The following is a 17,589-nucleotide window of genomic DNA, read 5'->3' on the forward strand; positions in this document are numbered from 1 at the left end:
CTTTCATTTTATATATTATACTTACTTTCCAATCTGTTATGAAAATTATTCCAGTATTTACAAGTGTCGCATTATGCTGTACCATGGAGACATTAGCCGAGAATCCTGATGTAAAGTATCTGAACTTTCCGGTTTATTCAGGTTCCGACCTTGAATTGACAGTGGATGACAATGGCACGCATTGGCGTCTGTGGTCACCTGAGGCTGAGGCTGCCAAGGTGTCGGTCTATTCCTACGGACTTAACACCCCGGCTGTAAGGACCATCGATATGGTGCGTTCTGACGGAGGTACTTGGGTGGCGTCGTTGCCTGAAAAGCTTTATGGGAAGTTTTACACTTTCTCCATCAGGCACAATGGCAAGTGGCTGAAGGAGACACCAGGCGTATGGGCTAAGGCTGTAGGAACAAATGGGGAAAGAGCAGCGGTGATCAACATGTCGGATACCGATCCTGAAGGATGGGAGAGCGACAAGGGGCCTGCCTTAAAGCATATAAACGATGCTGTGATATATGAGATGCATCATCGCGACTTCTCCATCGACCCTTCGTCGGGTATTGTGAACAAGGGTAAGTTCCTGGCACTGACCGAGCCCGGCACGACCAATCCCACAGGAGAGACTACCGGCATAGACCATCTCAAGGAGCTTGGTGTGACTCATGTGCACATTCTCCCATCCTATGACTATAACAGTGTGGATGAGGCAAACCTCCAGTCCGGTCAGTATAACTGGGGCTATGATCCTCTTAACTATAATGTCCCTGACGGGTCGTATTCCACCAATCCTTCCGAGCCTTCCACTCGTATCAGGGAAATGAAGGAAATGGTGAAATCTCTTCATGACAATGGCATAGGAGTGATAATGGATGTGGTGTACAACCACACGGCTGACAATGATGACTCCAATTTCTCGTTGACAGCCCCGGGATATTATTACCGTCATCGTCCGGACGGATCATACAGCGATGCTTCGGGCTGCGGAAACGAGACCGCATCGGACCGTCAGCAGATGAGGGACTTTATCATCAACTCTGTGAAGTATTGGGCTAAGGAGTATCATATCGACGGTTTCCGTTTCGACCTTATGGCAATTCATGATATCGAGACCATGAACCTTGTGGCAGAAGCCCTCAAGGAGATAAATCCGTCGATATTCATATATGGAGAGGGGTGGACTGCCGGAGACTCTCCGTTGCCTGTCGAAAAGCGCGCTCTTAAAGAGAATGTAGCCAGAATGCCTCGTATAGCTGTGTTCAGCGATGACATACGTGATGCCATAAAGGGGCATTACAGCGATGCTGCCGACCGTGGGTTCGCTACCGGCAAACCAGGGCTTGAGGAGACTGTCAAGATAGGGATTGTAGCAGCTACGGATCATCCGCAGGTCGATTACTCCAAGGGCAACAATTCTAAGTTCCCATATGCTGCCGCCCCTACACAGATCATCAATTATGTGTCGTGTCACGACGACCTGATGCTTACTGACAAACTTCGCAAATCCATGCCGGAAGCGACCGATGCCGAGCGTCAGAGAGCAGCGCGGCTGGCGCAGACAATAGTTTTCACCTCGCAGGGCACTCCGTTCATGTTTGCTGGCGAAGAGGTGTTCAGGGATAAGAAAGGGGTGCACAATTCCTATAAATCACCTGACTCCATCAATGCCATCGACTGGAACCTGAAACATGTCAATGCCGGACAGACTGATTATTATAAGGAGCTTATCAGGCTGAGAAAGGAGCATCCTGCGTTCAGAATGACAACTGCCGAACAGGTAGCTCGCCACCTGAAATTCGACAAGACACTTCCCGGGCTCATATCATACTCTCTCATTGATAATGCCAACGGAGATGAATGGAAGGAGATAAAACTCGTGTTCAATGGTTCCGGCAAACCTCAGGAGGTCAGGATTCCGCGTGGCGAGTGGAAAGTGATTGCGGAGGACGGACGCATAAACGCCGACGGTCTCGGCTCATCCAAGGGTGGCAAAATCATAGTCCCGGCAACCTCAGCTCTCATTCTTGCAAAAGAGAAATGAAAAAATTTACGTCTTTTCGTTTGGAGATTAAAACGAAAAGACGTAAATTTGCGTTATAAAAATACACCACATCAGAGACGATTGGGAAACTCTTCAATTTATTCTGAAATACCGAGACAAGCTTAGCCGGCTAATGGCGGGCCTCATCCCTTAGGGGAGGCAAGCATTGCCCGGAGGATTACAAAGGACGGCTCAGCACTCAAATCCTGTCATTCGGAGTTTCATCATCTTGCTCTGGTGTGGCTTTTTTATGTCCTTCCCCCGACAAAATAACTGACGGAAACATATCCTTCAAAAATACAATAAGGGGCTGTGTCGTAAAGTTTGAAGTGACCGCTCCACAGAAAATGTCCTTCTTCGAGGTGTTCAATGAATTTCTTGATAAGCATCTTGACTGGGCACCGCTATCAGGCCACTATAAGGTACTTGCTCGTCTGTTGCGTCGCTTTGAATTATATAGGCAGAAAACGACCCGGACAAAGTTCACGCTTATTCTCAACGACTTTGATTCCACCGAGATAGAGCGATTCAAAGACTTTGTTATCAATGAGCCGAAAATATATTACAAATATCCCTCAATATACAAGGCGGCTTCCGATGTGGTTGAAACTGCCTGAAAACACCGCCGCCCTGAGAAACGCGGCGAGAACTCCATTATCGGTATTCTTAAAAGGCTCCGGGCTTTCTTCAACTGGTGTGTCAAACGAGGCTATCTCGACCGCACTCCGTTCGCAACTTTCACAGGTATAGGCAGTGAGAAATACGGCACTCCTTACTATATCACAATAGAGGAGCGCGATTTGATAGCCGGTTTCGATTTGTCTGACAAACCGTCATTGGAGGTGCAACGCGACATATTTGTTTTTCAGTGACTTATCGGTTGCCGAGTGTCGGATTTGCTTGAAATGACATCGGAAAGTATAATAAATGGTGCAATAGAGTACATTCCTGTAAATACTCACTGTTTCAACAAGCTGCTTGTCCATTGCCGGACGCTGAATGATGTTGACGGCACCGCCGTCTTTCATCACGTCGGCGATCTCCAACGGATTGAGGTTGTCCACGATGGCTATGATGGGAAATTTGTAGCCCTTCCGTTTCTGCCAGTTGATTAACTCCTGCGCTGTGCCACGGACGAATTTCATTGCCGCGACAACCTTTAGCTCAACGAGTTTACGAGTTAATCACTGCGCCGGGTGGAAGTTTCTCCACCTCGTCTTTTGCAGCCTCCATCGTCTCGACTGCTATCGGCTCGTAGCCGGCTCGCGTAAGCAAGCCAACCATGAGCCGACGGTCGGAGTCGGAGGCATCTACAATGAGGATTTTGTTCATTGTTAGATAAATTTAGATTATTAAAATACACAGTCAGATACGTTCCATGAAAGAGCATGAAACGTATCTGAGTTTTGTAGTTATTTGTCAGAATATCACATAAGCCACGCACTATTTGGAGCGGCTTACCACATGTATGGTTTTGCCTTCTTTATCGAGCAAATTCAGTTTAAGATTCTCTTTGTCGGCGGTCAGGACAGAGAATCCGGGAGAATTGTTGCAAAATACGGTGCCCTCGATTTCTTTCGGAGTCCGTGTGAGGGAGCCGGATGTGTTGACCACATAGTCGATTTTTGAATCCGGGCGGCGGATGTGCTGGTAATTGTGGATATGACCGCAGATATACATGTCCACATTGTGCTTCCGCAGAATTGTGTCAACTTTCTTCTGCATATCTGTTCGCTCAGATTCCGACTTGTCGGTATAGGCATAGATGGGATGATGACCGACCACAACGATCCAGTCTTCCGTCGCCTCTGTCAAAGTCTTTTCGAGCCATTGCAACTGGGCTTCGGTATCCTGATTCACAGCATCGGGATATGTGTCGGTCTTTTTCCTGTATTTGTCAATCAAAGGAGTAGTGTCGAGAAATACCACCTTGACAGTTGTCCCGTCATCTTCAAAGGTCTTGGTGTAATATCTTGCCGGCATCTCCCAACGGCGGGATATGCCGGAATAATCGATAACCGCTTGGGTGTTGCCGCGATATTCATGGTTGCCGCAGACGGGATACCAGTTCACCATAAGCTCCGGGTGGTCGTAGATAAGCTCATAGTTGGTCATCCACAAGGGGTCTGTCACACTCTCCACTCCGCCGTAGTGATGTGTGTCGCCAAGAGCAAGAATAGCATCGGGTCCTATTTGTTCTGCAATTCTGCCCATTGTCGCGGCAACAGGCTTCTGGTCATAGTGGCCGTTGCGTCCGAGGTCTGACACTACCATCAGGTTCACATCGCCTTTGGCGATTTCAGTCTGGGCAATGGCTCCAAAAGAGGAGATGAGAGCCAAAGCCGCGATAAGAAATTTACGAATCATTGTTTTGTATTTTTAGAATGTTACTTTTACACCGCCGTTGAGTTTCACTCCGTAATATTCCTGCTGCATCGTGTAGTCCTTGCTACCTTGATAATAGCGCAGAGGCTGATTGAGGAGGTTATTGCAGTCGGCATATACGGTTATTTTTGTTTTGCGCCCGAATGTGTAGCTGACGTTAAGGTCCAGATATTTCACGGCATCATAGTATCGGTCGTAGAACGAACTTGCGCCCATTTCGTCGATAAATGCCGAGGCATAGTTGAATGAGGCTCTTGCGGAGAAACCGCACTTGTCGAAATATAGCGAGAGATTGGATGTATGCTCGGGAGAGCCGGGCAAGCTAAGGCCTTTCTCGTTTTCACGATCCTCGAAGTTGAAGTCGGTAATGCGTGAGTGGGTATAGGTGTATGTAGCGTAAAGTCCGAGACACTTCATCGCCGGTGTGATGAAACTGAAATCACGCTGCCATGCCATTTCCACTCCGAAAAGATTAGCGTTGCCACCGTTTTTAGGTTGTGTGAACTTAGTCCAGACAGTACCCTGATACTCCTTGTTATAAGCCACCTCATCAACGATGAATCCTTCTATTCTTTTATAGAAAATTCCGGCGGACACAAGTCCGATTGATTTCCAGTAATATTCAGTGTTGAGGTCGATATTGTGAGATGTCGTTGCTTTCAGACCTGGATTCCCGATCCTTATCTCATTGTCGCCACGTTTGATATTCATGCCGGGAACGAGTGCGGAATATTTTGGCCGGGATATGGACTGGTTATAACCGGCACGCAGCATGAAATCCTTGTTGATGTCCCATTTCAATAATAATGAGGGGAGGAAATTTATATAATTTGAAGTCTCAGGCTCGGTCTTGGAGACACTGTTGGATTCATCATCGTAATTTCTGCCTATGTAACGCAGTGATGTGTTCTCGACACGCAGACCGCCCATAAAGTTAAGGTTGTCGGAAAGTCTGGAATCAATACGCACATAACCTGATGCCACATTCTCCCTCGCATGGAAATTGCCCGCAAGTTCCTCTGCAATTTGCTCTCGCTCAAACAAATTGGAATCGTCAAGATTGAGGGAGCCAAGAAATTTCTTGTCAACGAATGTGCCGGTCTGATATTTTGAGGAAGGCATGAATCTGTCGGTACTTTGGTCTGTGGTATGTGCAAGCGCATCTGTGTTAAATGCCTTTTTGTCAAGCGGAGTGTATTCGTAATAGTCTATCTCCTTATCTTTTGTCTTGTTCACGAACTTGCATCCAAACTTGATTTTTGAGCGTTCGCTAAGTCGGGCCTTGAAATCCAGTGCCGCCTTGAAGTCCTGCTCCACAATATCCTCCTGCTGCTGTGTAAGCTCTTTGAGCGAGAAGTCATCATTCAAGATCATTGTATATCCTTCGTCGGGAGTGGCAAATGGCTCTCTCGGATTACTCAGGTCGAAACTGAACCTCTGCGATTTGAGACGGTAGTCGATGTATCTCTCATTCGGGCGTTTCTCCGTAGCCCGTGCATATCCCAGTTTCCAGTCCATGCCAAGGATACCTAAACGGTTTTCACCTCCCAAAGTGAAATCCATTGTCCGTTGGCGTTCAAGACGGGCGTTTCGTTCGTCACCCGAACCTCCTTTTGTCTGGACACGCACATCGGCTTTCCCTTCGGACGTAATGTCTTTGAGTGTTGTCCTGTAACGGTTTTCCCAATCATTGCGGTTGTTGAAAATACCCTTGAACCAGACCTTGTTGAAGTCATTGAACTTCCAGTCGAGCGACAATGAGTAGCTCTGTCGCTCTCGTGTGACATAATACTGCCTTATCTGATAGTCGTTGACATAGATTTTGCCGTCGTCATCCTTTTCCCATATAAATTCTGTGTTATATGATCCGGCTGGCGCATTATTATAGGAGGCCGCAAGCATCACTCCGAAGCGGTCATTGAAGAAACGGTTACCGAGAGTGAGTCCGAAATTCATCTGCGCCTTACGGCTTATCCAGTTGTAGCCTGTTCCCGCTACGGCTCCGATAGTAAATCTGTGTGGCGAATTTTTCGTAACGAGGTTGATAGAACCGCCGATAGCATCGCCGTCCTGATCCGGCATAAGTGTCTTGCTGACCTCTATTGTCTGAATCATATCGGACGGTATAAGGTCAAGCTGAACATTGCGAATGTCTCCCTCGGCCGATGGCAGTCTTGACCCGTTGATTGTCACTGAACTGAACTCAGCCGGAGTGCCGCGTACCTGACCGAAGCGGGCCTCGCCCTGATCATACTGCACATTGATACCGCTTATACGTTTCAGAGCGTCTCCGATATTCGAGTCGGGGAATTTGCCAATCTGGTCGGCAGACACCACATTGGTTATATTGATATTATTCTTCTGGGCATTTATGGCTCTCTGCTGCCCGGAGAAAACGCCGGTCACTACAACTTCATTCAGTTCCCGTGATGTATCCGACATTACAATGTCGTCAACCGTCGATTTTTCCGAAACCACGATTGTTTTACTGACCGGAAGAAAACCGATATAAGTTACTTTCAGATTATGATTCCCGGATGAAAGGTTGGCAAACGAGAAAAAGCCGTCGAGATCTGTAACCGCCGACAGCTTGTTGCTGTCAATGATAACCACCGCCCCCGGCAGCGGGTTCTTCTCATTGTCAAGGATGCGGCCTTTAAGTTGTCCGTATTTCGGACTGTCAGCCGCCATAATGGTCAGACTTGAAGCAAGTGCGACCCAAAAAGTTGACATTACTTTTTTCATTGTGATTGTTGTTTTGTTTCTGATTCACGCTGCAAAATTCGCCAACTAATATTTCATGGGTTTATCAGATTTGTTTAGATTTTATGAAATGAATTGTGTCATTAAACTTTTATTAAACTTTTGAGCATTAGGATAGTATTTAACCGATTATTAGTAATTTTGCGGCATGGAAACAAAAAAGAAGATACTTGTTGTCGATGATGAGGAAGCCCTGTGTGACGGCCTCGGATTCAATCTTGAAGCGGAAGGCTATCAGGTCGACATGGCGTATAGCGCGGAGGAGGCTCTTGCCCTCAACCTTGCCGCCTATGACCTGATACTCCTTGATATTATGATGGGGGAAATATCCGGGACTCAACTGGCACGCATAATGAAGTCAAATCCGGCAACGGCCTCCGTTCCCATCATATTCTGCACAGCAAAAGACACTGAGGAGGATATGATTTCGGGACTTGATCTCGGGGCTGACGACTATATAATGAAGCCTTATTCTCTTAAAGCTGTACTTGCCCGAATAAGGACTGTGCTTCGCCGTACGGCGGCTTATGTCGCACCTGCCAAGACTGATTCTGACCTTGTTTCATACAAGGGGCTGGTTCTGTCTGCAAAAAACAGGACCTGCACGGTTGACGGGACGGAGGTGAAAATGCCCAAAAAGGAGTTTGAGATACTGCTCAAACTAATCTCCAACCGGGGGCAGGTTTTCACCCGTGCGGATTTGCTCAACGAGATATGGCCCGACGAGGTTGTGGTGCTTGACAGGGTTGTAGATGTGAACATAACCCGTATACGCCAGAAAATCGGCATCTACGGCAAGAATATTGTAACTCGCTCGGGCTACGGTTATGGGTTTATTGAATAAGCTCTCCTATCCGCAGCGGCTGTTCGTGTGGCTTCTTGGATATTCCTTGCTGATGGTCGGTTGCTTTGTCGTGTTTCAGTATCACAGGGAAAAGGAATTCAAGGCGGAGGAGATTGACAAGCAACTACAGCTTATCAACACATATATCCTTACCGAACTTGGTGAGGGACACGATGTGCCGGATATTAAACTTGACGAATTCAAGCCATTCGGGGAAATCCGTGTCAGCGTGATTTCCGAGGACGGGCATATCATTTACGACAACACCCTCGATTCCCTTCCGAAAACCAATCATCTTGACCGACAGGAAATCCGAGACGCACTGCGGCTTGGGTCAGGCTATGCCGTAAGGCGCCACAGCGAGAGTACCGGCAACAATTATTTTTATTCGGCGCAAAAGAGCGATGACGGCTATATTGTCCGTACAGCGGTGCCGTATTCCGTATCATTCAGTGGGCTGTTGCAGGCCGATTACGGCTTTCTGTGGATTATGGGGATTATCACAATGGTGATGTGCGTACTTGGCTATTTCGCAACCCGAAGGGTCGGCCTCCACATAATCAGGCTGAACAGATTTGCGGAAAACGTAGAAAACGGTGCCCAGATTTCCGACACCGAACCGTTCCCCCATGACGAGCTTGGCGAGATTTCAAACCACATTGTCCGCCTTTATGCCCGTTTGCAACAGGCTGTCGCTGACAGGGACAGCGAACATCGCGCAGCCCTCCATGAACAGCTTGAAAAGGAACGCATCAAAAAGCAACTCACGAATAACATAAACCACGAACTGAAAACCCCGGTCGCATCAATCAGGGTCAGTGTGGAGACGATGCTGGCACACAGGAATATGAGCGATGAAAAGCAGATATTGTTCCTGCAACGTTGTCTTACAAACACAGAAAGGCTCCAAAGGCTTCTGACCGATGTCTCGCTCCTAACACGCATGGACGACGGAAGCGCCTCTATATTGAGAGAACAGGTTAATCTCACGGATATAATAAATGACGTGGTTGAGGACCGACAGATAATCGCCGCCACAAAGGGCATAAGGATTGAGAATTTTGTTTCTCATAACGTAATCATGGCCGGTAATGCTTCTCTGCTTGAGGCCGTTTTCAACAACCTTATAGACAATGCGATTGTTTATAGTGGAGGAACCAGAATAAAAATAGAATTAATCAGTATCGACAACGATAAAGTTGTAATTGCATTGTCCGACAACGGATGCGGCGTTCCTCCCGAACACCTGCCAAGACTGTTTGAAAGGTTCTATCGCATTGACAAGGGACGGTCACGAGCGGCCGGTGGCACCGGACTCGGGCTTTCGATAGTGAAAAACGCCGTGATTCTTCATGGCGGTGAAATCTCCGCCGAAACTCAATGCTCAGGCGGATTATTGTTCAAAATAACATTTTCAAGAAACTCAAAATGAAGACAAAACTAAAAATCGCGCTTGTAGCTCACGACCAACGCAAAGCCGATATGGTCGATTGGGTAAAATTCAACGCCCAATACCTTTCACAGCATGAGCTGGTATGTACCGGCACGACTGGAGGGCTTATAAAGAATGCTTTCTCAGAAGCAGGAATAGATGCCCAAATCGAATGTATGAACTCCGGACCGATGGGCGGTGATGCCGAAATAGCGGCAATGGTGGTAAGAAACGAGATTGATCTCGCTATATTCCTGATAGACGACCTCAATGCGCAGCCCCACGAGGCGGACATTCAGATGCTTTTGCGTCAATGCCGGCTCCACAACGTGCCGATTGCCTGCAACCGAATAAGTGCGGACCTGATGATTTCAAGCCGTCTGTGGGATGACCCGACGTATAAACCCATCGAACAGAGCTATATACGGTTTGACCGCAATTAAACTCTCTGTCAGTCCGGCAGTTTTAATAAATGGTTAAGGATTTTGAAATAATCATGAAATGTTTTCTTAGTTACTTTGCAGCAGAATAAGTAATTGAGAAAACAATGGAAATACTGTTTCTTTGCGTAGTAATTTTTCTTTTCCTGCTGGCTGTGTTTGACCTGTCAGTAGGTGTGAGTAACGATGCTGTCAACTTCCTGAACTCGGCTATCGGGTCTAAGGCGGCATCATTCAAAAGAGTTCTGATTGTCGCTTCCATCGGTGTTTTCATCGGTGCGGCGATGAGCAACGGTATGATGGAGATTGCCCGGCACGGAATTTTCCGTCCCGAGCATTTTTCGTTCTATGACCTTATCTGCATCTTCATGGCGGTAATGGTCACGGACATCATCCTTCTCGACGTGTTCAACTCGCTGGGTATGCCTACCTCTACAACCGTGTCAATGGTTTTCGAGCTGCTGGGAGCCACCTTTGTCGTTGCATTGATTAAAATGGCAGGAGGCATCGGTCTCGGTTTTGATGACTTGCTTAACACGGAGAAAGCCCTGTCGGTGATTCTCGGAATATTCCTGTCGGTGGCGATAGCCTTTTTCTTCGGAACGGTGGTGCAGTTCATATCCCGTATGGTGTTCTCGTTCAATTACCGGAGCAACCTGAAATGGAAGATAGGAATATTCGGAGGTATATGTGCAACTGCGATTGTTTACTTTCTTCTGATTAAAGGGGCTAAAGATCTTTCTTTCATGACCCCTGAACTGAAAGCGTGGATAAAAAACAACACTGCGCTGATCATACTGTCCTGTTTCGCAGTTTTTACAGTGCTGATGCAACTGCTCCATGTCTGCAAGGTTAATGTGCTGAAAGTAATTGTGCTGATGGGTACATTCTCGCTTGCCGTGGCATTCGCAGGTAATGACCTTGTGAATTTCATAGGTGTTCCCTTGAGCGGTCTGGCTTCATATCAGGATTTTATGGCTAACGGCGGAGGGGACTCCAAAGGTTTCCTTATGGATTCACTTAACGGCCCGGCAAATACACCGATATATTTCCTCATCGGTGCCGGAGTCATAATGGTGGTCTCGCTTGCAACGTCAAAAAAGGCAAGAAATGTGACCAAGACTGAAATCGGTCTCGGAAGCCAGCAGGGTGGCGATGAGATGTTTGGTTCTTCCCGCATTGCCCGGCGGCTGGTAAGATGGACCTTATCATCCCTTTCTTGGTTAAGGCGTGTCACACCCGCGAAAGTACGCCGTTGGTTCAACCGTCGTTTTAATGTGGATGAGACCATTATGGATCAAGGTGCGGCTTTCGACCTCATACGCGGCTCTGTCAATCTGGTGCTTGCCGGAGCACTCATTGCCCTCGGCACCTCGCTGAAACTGCCCCTGTCAACCACTTTCGTAACATTTATGGTCGCTATGGGTACTTCTCTTGCCGACAGGGCATGGGGGCGTGAAAGTGCTGTGTTCCGCATCACCGGCGTGATTTCCGTAATCGGCGGTTGGTTTCTTACTGCGGGTGCGGCGTTTATCGGCGCAGGACTGATTGTTGCAGCAATGCACTATGGTGGTCAGTGGGTGATGCTTCTGTTGGCGGCTTTGACGATATTCATAATCATCAACAGCAACCGGAGGTTCAGAAAGAAGACAGAAGAAGATAACGGTGATGCACTGTTCCAGACTATAATATCCACTCAGGATCGGGAGCAGACATGGCCGTTGCTTATGATGTATATCACCGAGCAACAAGAGAAGTTCATGACCTATGCCGAGGAAAAATACCGGGATATAACATCGGCTTTCATAACTGAGAGCGCCGGGATTCTCGGCAAGACGGAATCGAGTCTCGCCCGCCAGAAAACCACGCTTAAAAACGCCCGCCGGAAGGAAACTCTATGTCTGCGTCATTTGACACGCGAGATGGCGATAGAAAAAAGCACTTGGTTCTATCTCAGCAACAACTGCTGTATGGGCATACTTTACAACCTGCGCCGCATCAACGAGGTCTGCAAAGAGCATGTCGACAACAATTTCCTTCCTCTGCCTCCCAAATATACTACTGAATACGAGATGATACGGACACAAATAAGTACACTGTTCAATGATACTGTCAAACTTATGGGGAGCGGGGATACAGATACGATAAGCACTCTTCGCCGACACTGTGACGAGATAAAGGATACTGTTTCCGACACATATCATCGTGTGCATGACCAGCTCCGCGACGGAGACACATCGGCAATGGCTGTTCTGTATGTCTATGTCAATCTGCTTCAGGAAACGCAGGAAATGGTATCGTCAATAAGGAAATATCTGCGGGCGTTTGCCAAGCTGCGCGACTCAGATTTCCGCACACGCTTTGCCAAAATTATGGTACCAACAGCATAAAGTCTAAGGTAAAAAAGGATTGTTCCTAAGGTTGAGATGGGAGTGCATATCTCCCATCTTTTTGTATTGTAACTGATTGATAAATTTAATATTTATCTAATATCTCAGACATAAACGTGAAATATAAATATGGTTACTTTGCATCAAAGAAATTCTATAAATCATGTACGTTACAGTTCTCTCGATAATGGCTCTGGCCGGAATCATCGTTATGTTGCGACGGCATATCCGCAGACATAAGGTCAAGGAAATGTATTGTTTTATCCCCGCCCGTCCTGTTGAAAAGTCTTGCTTGACTATGACGATGCAGTCATGCGGTCCGATTATCGACAAAGCGTTGGAATGTCTTTCAAACAATGATAATATTGCGGTATGCAAGAATCATCGAATCGGTTCGCAGACCATTGATATAATCAGCGATAAAGTCCGGAATAGTTCGGCAGACACTGACGATACTATCGGCAAGACTGCGCTATATTGTGAATATATGCTTGAGGCTACGGACAAGATTGCCGAAACCACACGTCATCTTGTCACTTCCCCGGATGGCTATATCCCCATCTCTTACAAATGTGAGATCGAAACAATTCGTGGAGGGATTGTCCGACTGTCTCAATTAGCTGACAGCATACTCAGTTCAGATGTTGATACAGTGAAGATTAATGGAGATGCGGGCTTGGAGAAAGATTTTATCGAACACAGCATCGCCATACATTCCAAAGGGATGACCCATGAAGATTTTGATGAAGGAGCCCCCTCATATTCCTATCTGATGCTCTTGTATTATCTTCATTCCTTTATCAGTTCCTTTCTACAGGCAATCAAAAACATTAAAACAAGCAATAAACCAATGACAGCATGAAACGGATTTTAATTATGACGGCATTGTCAGTATTTGCATTGTCTGCCGTGGCTCAGGATAAAAATCCATTTATCCCGGAAATACACGGGACTATCCGGACCAAATATGAATATGAGCCTCAAATAGATAAGGGACGCTTTGAGATACGCAATGCGCGTCTGAGCGTGGAAGGCAGGGTGATTCCTATTGTAAGATACAAGGCCGAGATAGACCTTTCGGACGAGGGTACTATAAAGATGCTTGACGCATATATACGTCTGCAACCTAAAGATGTGTTAAAGTTCACCTTCGGTCAGATGAGAGTGCCGTTTACCATTGATGCTCATCGTTCACCGCATCTACAGTATTTCGCCAATCGTTCTTTCATAGCAAAGCAGGTCGGCAATGTGCGCGATGTAGGGGCATCAGCATCGTGGACATTCAACGACCGTATGCCCATTACGCTTGAAGGAGGTATATTCAACGGCTCAGGACTGACAAATCAAAAACATTTCTGGACCAACAACTATAATTTCTCGTTCAAGGCGCAGACAATGATTGCCCGGCAATTTAATATCACACTCAGTTGCCAGAAGGCAAATGCCGGGGATGTGAACGTGATGATGTACGATGCAGGGGTCTACTGGCAAAACCGGAGATGGCACATCGAGGCGGAATATCTCCGCAAGCACTATGCCCACGGCTCTTTCACGCCTGTAAATGCGGTTGACGCATTTGCCGCATATCGACTTCCGATGAAAAAAGGTCTGACTTCCATATCATTCCTCGGAAGATATGACTATATGTCAGATCACAGCAAAGGTACGAAAGATGAATCCGGCAATCTCAAAGTAGATGATCCTGAAAGGCATAGACTGACTGGAGGTCTTACATTGAGTTTTGGAAAGAAATCATTACAGGCAGATATTCGCCTCAACTATGAACAATATTTTTATAACAGAGGAGTAAATCCGGCAATTTCAGAACAGAATAAGATAGTCATGGAATTTGTAGCCCATTTTTGATTTTGGTAAACAAAGTTACTACAAAAAAGTGAAATGTGGAAAGATATAGTGATAGAATTGAGTTACAGGGGTTTCAGTCGTGCTTCCGATTATTCGTGAAGCCATCGCAATCACCGCTGAAGCCAAATCGGGTCTTGTCACGAAAGAGCATCTGGAACTTGCCGTGACGAGGGCGACCTCACCCGTCAGCTTCGCCCTGCGCAACGATGCGGAAGACAAGGAGCGTGTCTTACGCGCGTTGAAGCAGGCGAACGGTAACCGCAAGGTTGCCGCCGAACTGCTCGGGATAGGACGCACGACGTTGTACAACAAACTGGAAGAATATGGATTGAAGTATAAATTTCAGCAAGCATAGCCAGTAATTCACTGGATTTATATGATTTTGATTATCAGAATTTGGTTAATTCTCAAAATAATATTATCTTCGCATTGAGCTATTTGAAATGATTGGGAATCATGCAAAATGATGAAGGCAGGTGGTTTCTAAACCATTACCTATACCTCTATTGTTGGCTTGTAATTTATTGATAATCAACTATACATTAGTTAGTGCAACAAATGTGAAGCAGCAGAACACGAAAGTGTCCCTGACACATTCCAACCTCGGAAAAGCCTTCAGGTCGAGAGCCATTATGCTTTTCAGCTCCGGCTCCGTGAGGAAACCGCGGTCTGCCTTAGTGCGTTTGAAACGTTTTCCAAGAAACGGGTCGTCGCTGATCCACTTGTTGGCGATGGCATACTGGATCACATTCTTCAGGTAGCGCAGATACCGGACAGCGGTATTGTTGGCGCACTCCTTGCTCACACGCAGGAAATGCTCGAAATCCTGCACGAAACCGGCTGTCACATCCTTTATGGCTATATCCCTGTCGCCTCCGTGGGTGAGGGCGATGAACTCCTCCAGATAGGTGACACAACGCTCCCAGCGGCTGAAAGTGGCGTAGCCGATGTCACCGCGCTCATATTCCTCCCTGCGCTTCACGTTTGTCTCACGGAACACTTCGCAGAGCATCTTAGGCTTTTCCACCATACCGAAATAATGGTTCTTCATTATCGGCGGATTGATGTAACGGCCCTCGTTGAGCAGGCGGTTGTGTATCTCATAGAAACGGGAGCGCACCATTTCAAGATACTTGTTAAGCTCCAAGTCGCGGCGGGAGCGTCCCGCGCTTCTCTGGGCGCGCTGGTCCCAGTTGGACGGATGTACCTTCCTGCCGATTGTAAACTCGGTCTTCTGACCTTCGGTTGTGATTCTCGCGTAGATGGGGTACTCCCCGTTGCCTTCCGAACGCGGCTTCCTCGGAAAGAAAGTCAGCGTAAAAAATGAATCCTTCATACTGTTGTGGGTTTAATGGCTATATAAATATAATCATTTTCTGCCGAATTCGCAACAGGCAAAGGACAGTATGAATGTATGTTGTGTGGCAGTAAGCGTCTGGCGCACCGCGTGAGTCAAAAAATATCCCTGCAACTCACGGAAAAGCACGGAGGAAACATCCTCAAATGTTAAATCCGTCCCGAAAAATACCCGTTGCACGCTCATTCCTTAAATGATGTTAATTTACGGGCTTTGTGCTTAGAAAAGTGGGGCCGGAGGGTGGAGCCATGAACCCTGAGCCTCCCGTATCAGGACTGCATATCGCAGTAAAATACTGAACATCAGACGACTCACTCACCGGTTACTGCAATCGTGAGTCATTTGCCTCACGATGCGTGTGACTCACGCAAAACTCACGCTCATGTGCCGAACTCCGCTGTATTATGCCGGATAGGGCAAAAAGAAAAACGCTGGAAATCAAGTGATTTTCAGCGTTTTGCGGTGGAAGTCCGTACTTCCTTGTGATCCGCGTGGTCTCTGTGACACAAACGTATATTATATGATTATCAATATCTTAGCTCTCTGAAAATCGCGGCACTCCCTCTTTGCGCACCCCGATATTTCAATGTTCTTCTTCGTTTACTTTGCAAAGATACAAATAATTCGCTGATTTTCGGCGATTAAGAGCGTTAAATAACCCTTATTTATTGCCCCGTTTTTCACTAATACTTGCTCCCTCGTATATTTGACGATGTATTTATAGACTTAATTTTGCTCCCTCTCGCCTCATTATAATGAACACTAATTGCGTTTTGATTTCTATTTTGGCGATATTTAGGCTAATTCAGAGATTAAAAACCGAAATATTCCGGTTTTATTTTGGAAACGCCGCGAATAATAGCTAACTTTGCCATATCAAAGCCACATATAATGATACAAGAGCTGAAAATAAAAAATTTCAAGTCCTTCCGTGACGAAGTTGAACTAAGTTTCGAGCCTTCGGGAGATGACCGTTACAACAGTGTTGTAACCATGCCTGACGGGGTGCAGTTACTCCGCTTTGCAGTTGTTCTCGGAGCCAATGCCAGCGGCAAATCTAATCTTTTGGATGCCGTTGAGTTCCTTCGTGAATTCTGGAATAATATCCCTGCCACAAATGATGATGGAACAAATGTCCAGCCATTCCTTATGCGGAAGTCGGCTTTGTCTTATGACACAGAGATTGAGATCAAATTGTATGTGGACGGCATACGTTACTGGTATCAGCTTACGGTGAATCCAGAAAAGGTATGTCGTGAGGCATTATTTGTCTATCTCACAAATCGCCCGACAAAGGTGTTTTGTCGAGAGGACGTACAGGGCGTATCAAAGCTGACATTCAATTCAACTGTCGCCAAGCTCTCTCCGGCAGAGGTGGATATTATGACAATGAACTGCCTGCGAAATATGTCGGTTCTTGCCGTATTGAAAAAAGTCAATATCGCCGTGCCTTATCTTGATAATATGCGCCGTTGGATTGACAGCCGGATGCTTCCTTTGCAGAGTGGTTCGCTTTCATCATTATCGCAGGGAGCAAAGAAGATGATTGCAGACAGCGAGGATTTCAGGGAATACCTGATGCAGTTCGCACAAGAAGCCGACTTCAACATATCCGACATCAAGATACAGAAAATGGCTGCATTATTCGGTCATACCGTGGAGGGAGTGACTGGAAGTGAGAGTTATGTTTTGCCCGAAAACTGCCAGAGTACAGGTACAAAGCGTATGGTTGAACTGGAGTCGCTTATATATACACAATTGAAGCGACAGGCTTTTCTGTGCATTGATGAGATTGAGGCAAGTATGCACCCCAATCTTATGGAATACATACTTGCCAAATTTATAAACACCCCGGACAATCAATCACAACTGCTTGTATCGACTCACTATGATCCAATCTTGAAAGATATTGATGATTTGTTTGGCAAGGATTCCGTATGGTTTACTGAAAAGTGTAAAGACGGCAATACCACACTGTTTTCTCTTGTTGATTTCAAAGGGCTTAACAAGCTGTCTTCAATTCATCGAGCCTATATGAACGGTCAGTTTGGCGCATTGCCGAATGTATTGTAGAAGATT

14 protein-coding genes and 1 pseudogene are annotated in these 17,589 nt (G+C 46.5%); 10 read left to right on the plus strand and 5 right to left on the minus strand.

Going from position 1 to position 17,589, the window contains the following annotated elements; all coding sequences use genetic code 11:
- Window positions 1-38: 38 nt before the first annotated feature.
- Together pulA and EZ315_RS08190 are read left to right on the plus strand one after the other, a co-directional pair.
- Window positions 39-2,033: a type I pullulanase gene (gene pulA / locus EZ315_RS08185; protein ID WP_242452544.1), complete on the plus strand. Its 1,995-nt coding sequence runs from the start codon at window positions 39-41 to the stop codon at window positions 2,031-2,033.
- Between the two features lie 347 nt (window positions 2,034-2,380).
- Window positions 2,381-2,650, plus strand: coding sequence for a hypothetical protein (locus EZ315_RS08190; RefSeq protein ID WP_135471642.1), 270 nt, complete (start codon window positions 2,381-2,383; stop codon window positions 2,648-2,650).
- Between the two features lie 216 nt (window positions 2,651-2,866).
- Here the strand turns inward: EZ315_RS08190 and EZ315_RS08195 are convergent, their stop codons facing one another.
- The 4 genes from EZ315_RS08195 to EZ315_RS08205 all read right to left on the minus strand — a co-directional run bounded on the left by EZ315_RS08195 (window position 2,867) and on the right by EZ315_RS08205 (window position 7,163).
- Entirely contained in the window at window positions 2,867-3,178 is a 312-nt protein-coding gene (locus EZ315_RS08195) for a hypothetical protein (protein WP_135471643.1), read from the minus strand.
- A gap of 28 nt (window positions 3,179-3,206) precedes the next feature.
- Complete coding sequence (locus EZ315_RS16355; protein ID WP_170957495.1) at window positions 3,207-3,365, minus strand: hypothetical protein; 159 nt, start codon at window positions 3,363-3,365, stop codon at window positions 3,207-3,209.
- Between the two features lie 111 nt (window positions 3,366-3,476).
- Window positions 3,477-4,400, minus strand: a complete 924-nt coding sequence (locus tag EZ315_RS08200; protein ID WP_135471644.1) for a metallophosphoesterase — start codon at window positions 4,398-4,400, stop codon at window positions 3,477-3,479.
- Between the two features lie 12 nt (window positions 4,401-4,412).
- On the minus strand, window positions 4,413-7,163 hold the full coding sequence (locus EZ315_RS08205) for a TonB-dependent receptor (RefSeq protein ID WP_135471645.1): 2,751 nt from the start codon (window positions 7,161-7,163) through the stop codon (window positions 4,413-4,415).
- Between the two features lie 166 nt (window positions 7,164-7,329).
- On the opposite strand from EZ315_RS08205, the gene EZ315_RS08210 reads away from it, so the two are divergent.
- The 7 genes and pseudogenes from EZ315_RS08210 to EZ315_RS08240 all read left to right on the plus strand — a co-directional run.
- The gene (locus EZ315_RS08210; protein ID WP_135471646.1) at window positions 7,330-8,025 is read left to right on the plus strand and encodes a response regulator transcription factor; all 696 of its coding nucleotides are present in this window, start codon (window positions 7,330-7,332) and stop codon (window positions 8,023-8,025) included.
- Window positions 8,009-9,457 carry a sensor histidine kinase gene (locus EZ315_RS08215; RefSeq protein ID WP_135471647.1) on the plus strand — a complete coding sequence of 483 codons (1,449 nt, stop codon included), beginning with the start codon at window positions 8,009-8,011 and terminating at the stop codon, window positions 9,455-9,457. The genes EZ315_RS08210 and EZ315_RS08215 overlap by 17 nt, the downstream gene beginning before the upstream one ends.
- Window positions 9,454-9,900: a methylglyoxal synthase gene (locus tag EZ315_RS08220; protein WP_123615268.1), complete on the plus strand. Its 447-nt coding sequence runs from the start codon at window positions 9,454-9,456 to the stop codon at window positions 9,898-9,900. Before EZ315_RS08215 ends, EZ315_RS08220 begins: the two co-directional genes overlap by 4 nt.
- Window positions 9,901-10,004: 104 nt before the next feature.
- Window positions 10,005-12,287, plus strand: a complete 2,283-nt coding sequence (locus tag EZ315_RS08225) for an inorganic phosphate transporter (RefSeq protein ID WP_135471648.1) — start codon at window positions 10,005-10,007, stop codon at window positions 12,285-12,287.
- A gap of 163 nt (window positions 12,288-12,450) precedes the next feature.
- Window positions 12,451-13,149, plus strand: a complete 699-nt coding sequence (locus tag EZ315_RS08230) for a hypothetical protein (RefSeq protein ID WP_135471649.1) — start codon at window positions 12,451-12,453, stop codon at window positions 13,147-13,149.
- Complete coding sequence (locus EZ315_RS08235) at window positions 13,146-14,153, plus strand: porin (protein WP_135471650.1); 1,008 nt, start codon at window positions 13,146-13,148, stop codon at window positions 14,151-14,153. The genes EZ315_RS08230 and EZ315_RS08235 overlap by 4 nt, the downstream gene beginning before the upstream one ends.
- A 118-nt stretch (window positions 14,154-14,271) precedes the next feature.
- Window positions 14,272-14,508 (plus strand): annotated as a pseudogene (locus EZ315_RS08240) (helix-turn-helix domain-containing protein); the annotation flags it as partial.
- 180 nt (window positions 14,509-14,688) lie between these two features.
- Here the strand turns inward: EZ315_RS08240 and EZ315_RS08245 are convergent.
- Entirely contained in the window at window positions 14,689-15,489 is an 801-nt protein-coding gene (locus EZ315_RS08245) for a phage integrase SAM-like domain and Arm DNA-binding domain-containing protein (protein WP_135471651.1), read from the minus strand.
- Window positions 15,490-16,401: 912 nt separating this feature from the next.
- On the opposite strand from EZ315_RS08245, the gene EZ315_RS08250 reads away from it, so the two are divergent.
- On the plus strand, window positions 16,402-17,583 hold the full coding sequence (locus EZ315_RS08250; protein WP_135471652.1) for an AAA family ATPase: 1,182 nt from the start codon (window positions 16,402-16,404) through the stop codon (window positions 17,581-17,583).
- Window positions 17,584-17,589 lie beyond the last annotated feature (6 nt).

The sequence above is a fragment of the Duncaniella freteri genome, from assembly GCF_004766125.1.
Lineage (GTDB): Bacteria > Bacteroidota > Bacteroidia > Bacteroidales > Muribaculaceae > Duncaniella > Duncaniella freteri.

Coding starts and splice junctions, on each gene's coding strand:
- pulA (WP_242452544.1), top strand. CDS start 39: ATGAAAATTATTCCAGTATTTACAAGTGTCGCATTATGCTGTACCATG.
- EZ315_RS08225 (WP_135471648.1), top strand. CDS start 10,005: ATGGAAATACTGTTTCTTTGCGTAGTAATTTTTCTTTTCCTGCTGGCT.
- EZ315_RS08210 (WP_135471646.1), top strand. CDS start 7,330: ATGGAAACAAAAAAGAAGATACTTGTTGTCGATGATGAGGAAGCCCTG.
- EZ315_RS08215 (WP_135471647.1), top strand. CDS start 8,009: ATGGGTTTATTGAATAAGCTCTCCTATCCGCAGCGGCTGTTCGTGTGG.
- EZ315_RS08250 (WP_135471652.1), top strand. CDS start 16,402: ATGATACAAGAGCTGAAAATAAAAAATTTCAAGTCCTTCCGTGACGAA.
- EZ315_RS08205 (WP_135471645.1), bottom strand. CDS start 7,163: ATGAAAAAAGTAATGTCAACTTTTTGGGTCGCACTTGCTTCAAGTCTG.
- EZ315_RS08195 (WP_135471643.1), bottom strand. CDS start 3,178: ATGAAATTCGTCCGTGGCACAGCGCAGGAGTTAATCAACTGGCAGAAA.
- EZ315_RS08245 (WP_135471651.1), bottom strand. CDS start 15,489: ATGAAGGATTCATTTTTTACGCTGACTTTCTTTCCGAGGAAGCCGCGT.
- EZ315_RS08200 (WP_135471644.1), bottom strand. CDS start 4,400: ATGATTCGTAAATTTCTTATCGCGGCTTTGGCTCTCATCTCCTCTTTT.
- EZ315_RS08230 (WP_135471649.1), top strand. CDS start 12,451: ATGTACGTTACAGTTCTCTCGATAATGGCTCTGGCCGGAATCATCGTT.
- EZ315_RS08190 (WP_135471642.1), top strand. CDS start 2,381: ATGTCCTTCTTCGAGGTGTTCAATGAATTTCTTGATAAGCATCTTGAC.
- EZ315_RS08235 (WP_135471650.1), top strand. CDS start 13,146: ATGAAACGGATTTTAATTATGACGGCATTGTCAGTATTTGCATTGTCT.
- EZ315_RS16355 (WP_170957495.1), bottom strand. CDS start 3,365: ATGAACAAAATCCTCATTGTAGATGCCTCCGACTCCGACCGTCGGCTC.
- EZ315_RS08220 (WP_123615268.1), top strand. CDS start 9,454: ATGAAGACAAAACTAAAAATCGCGCTTGTAGCTCACGACCAACGCAAA.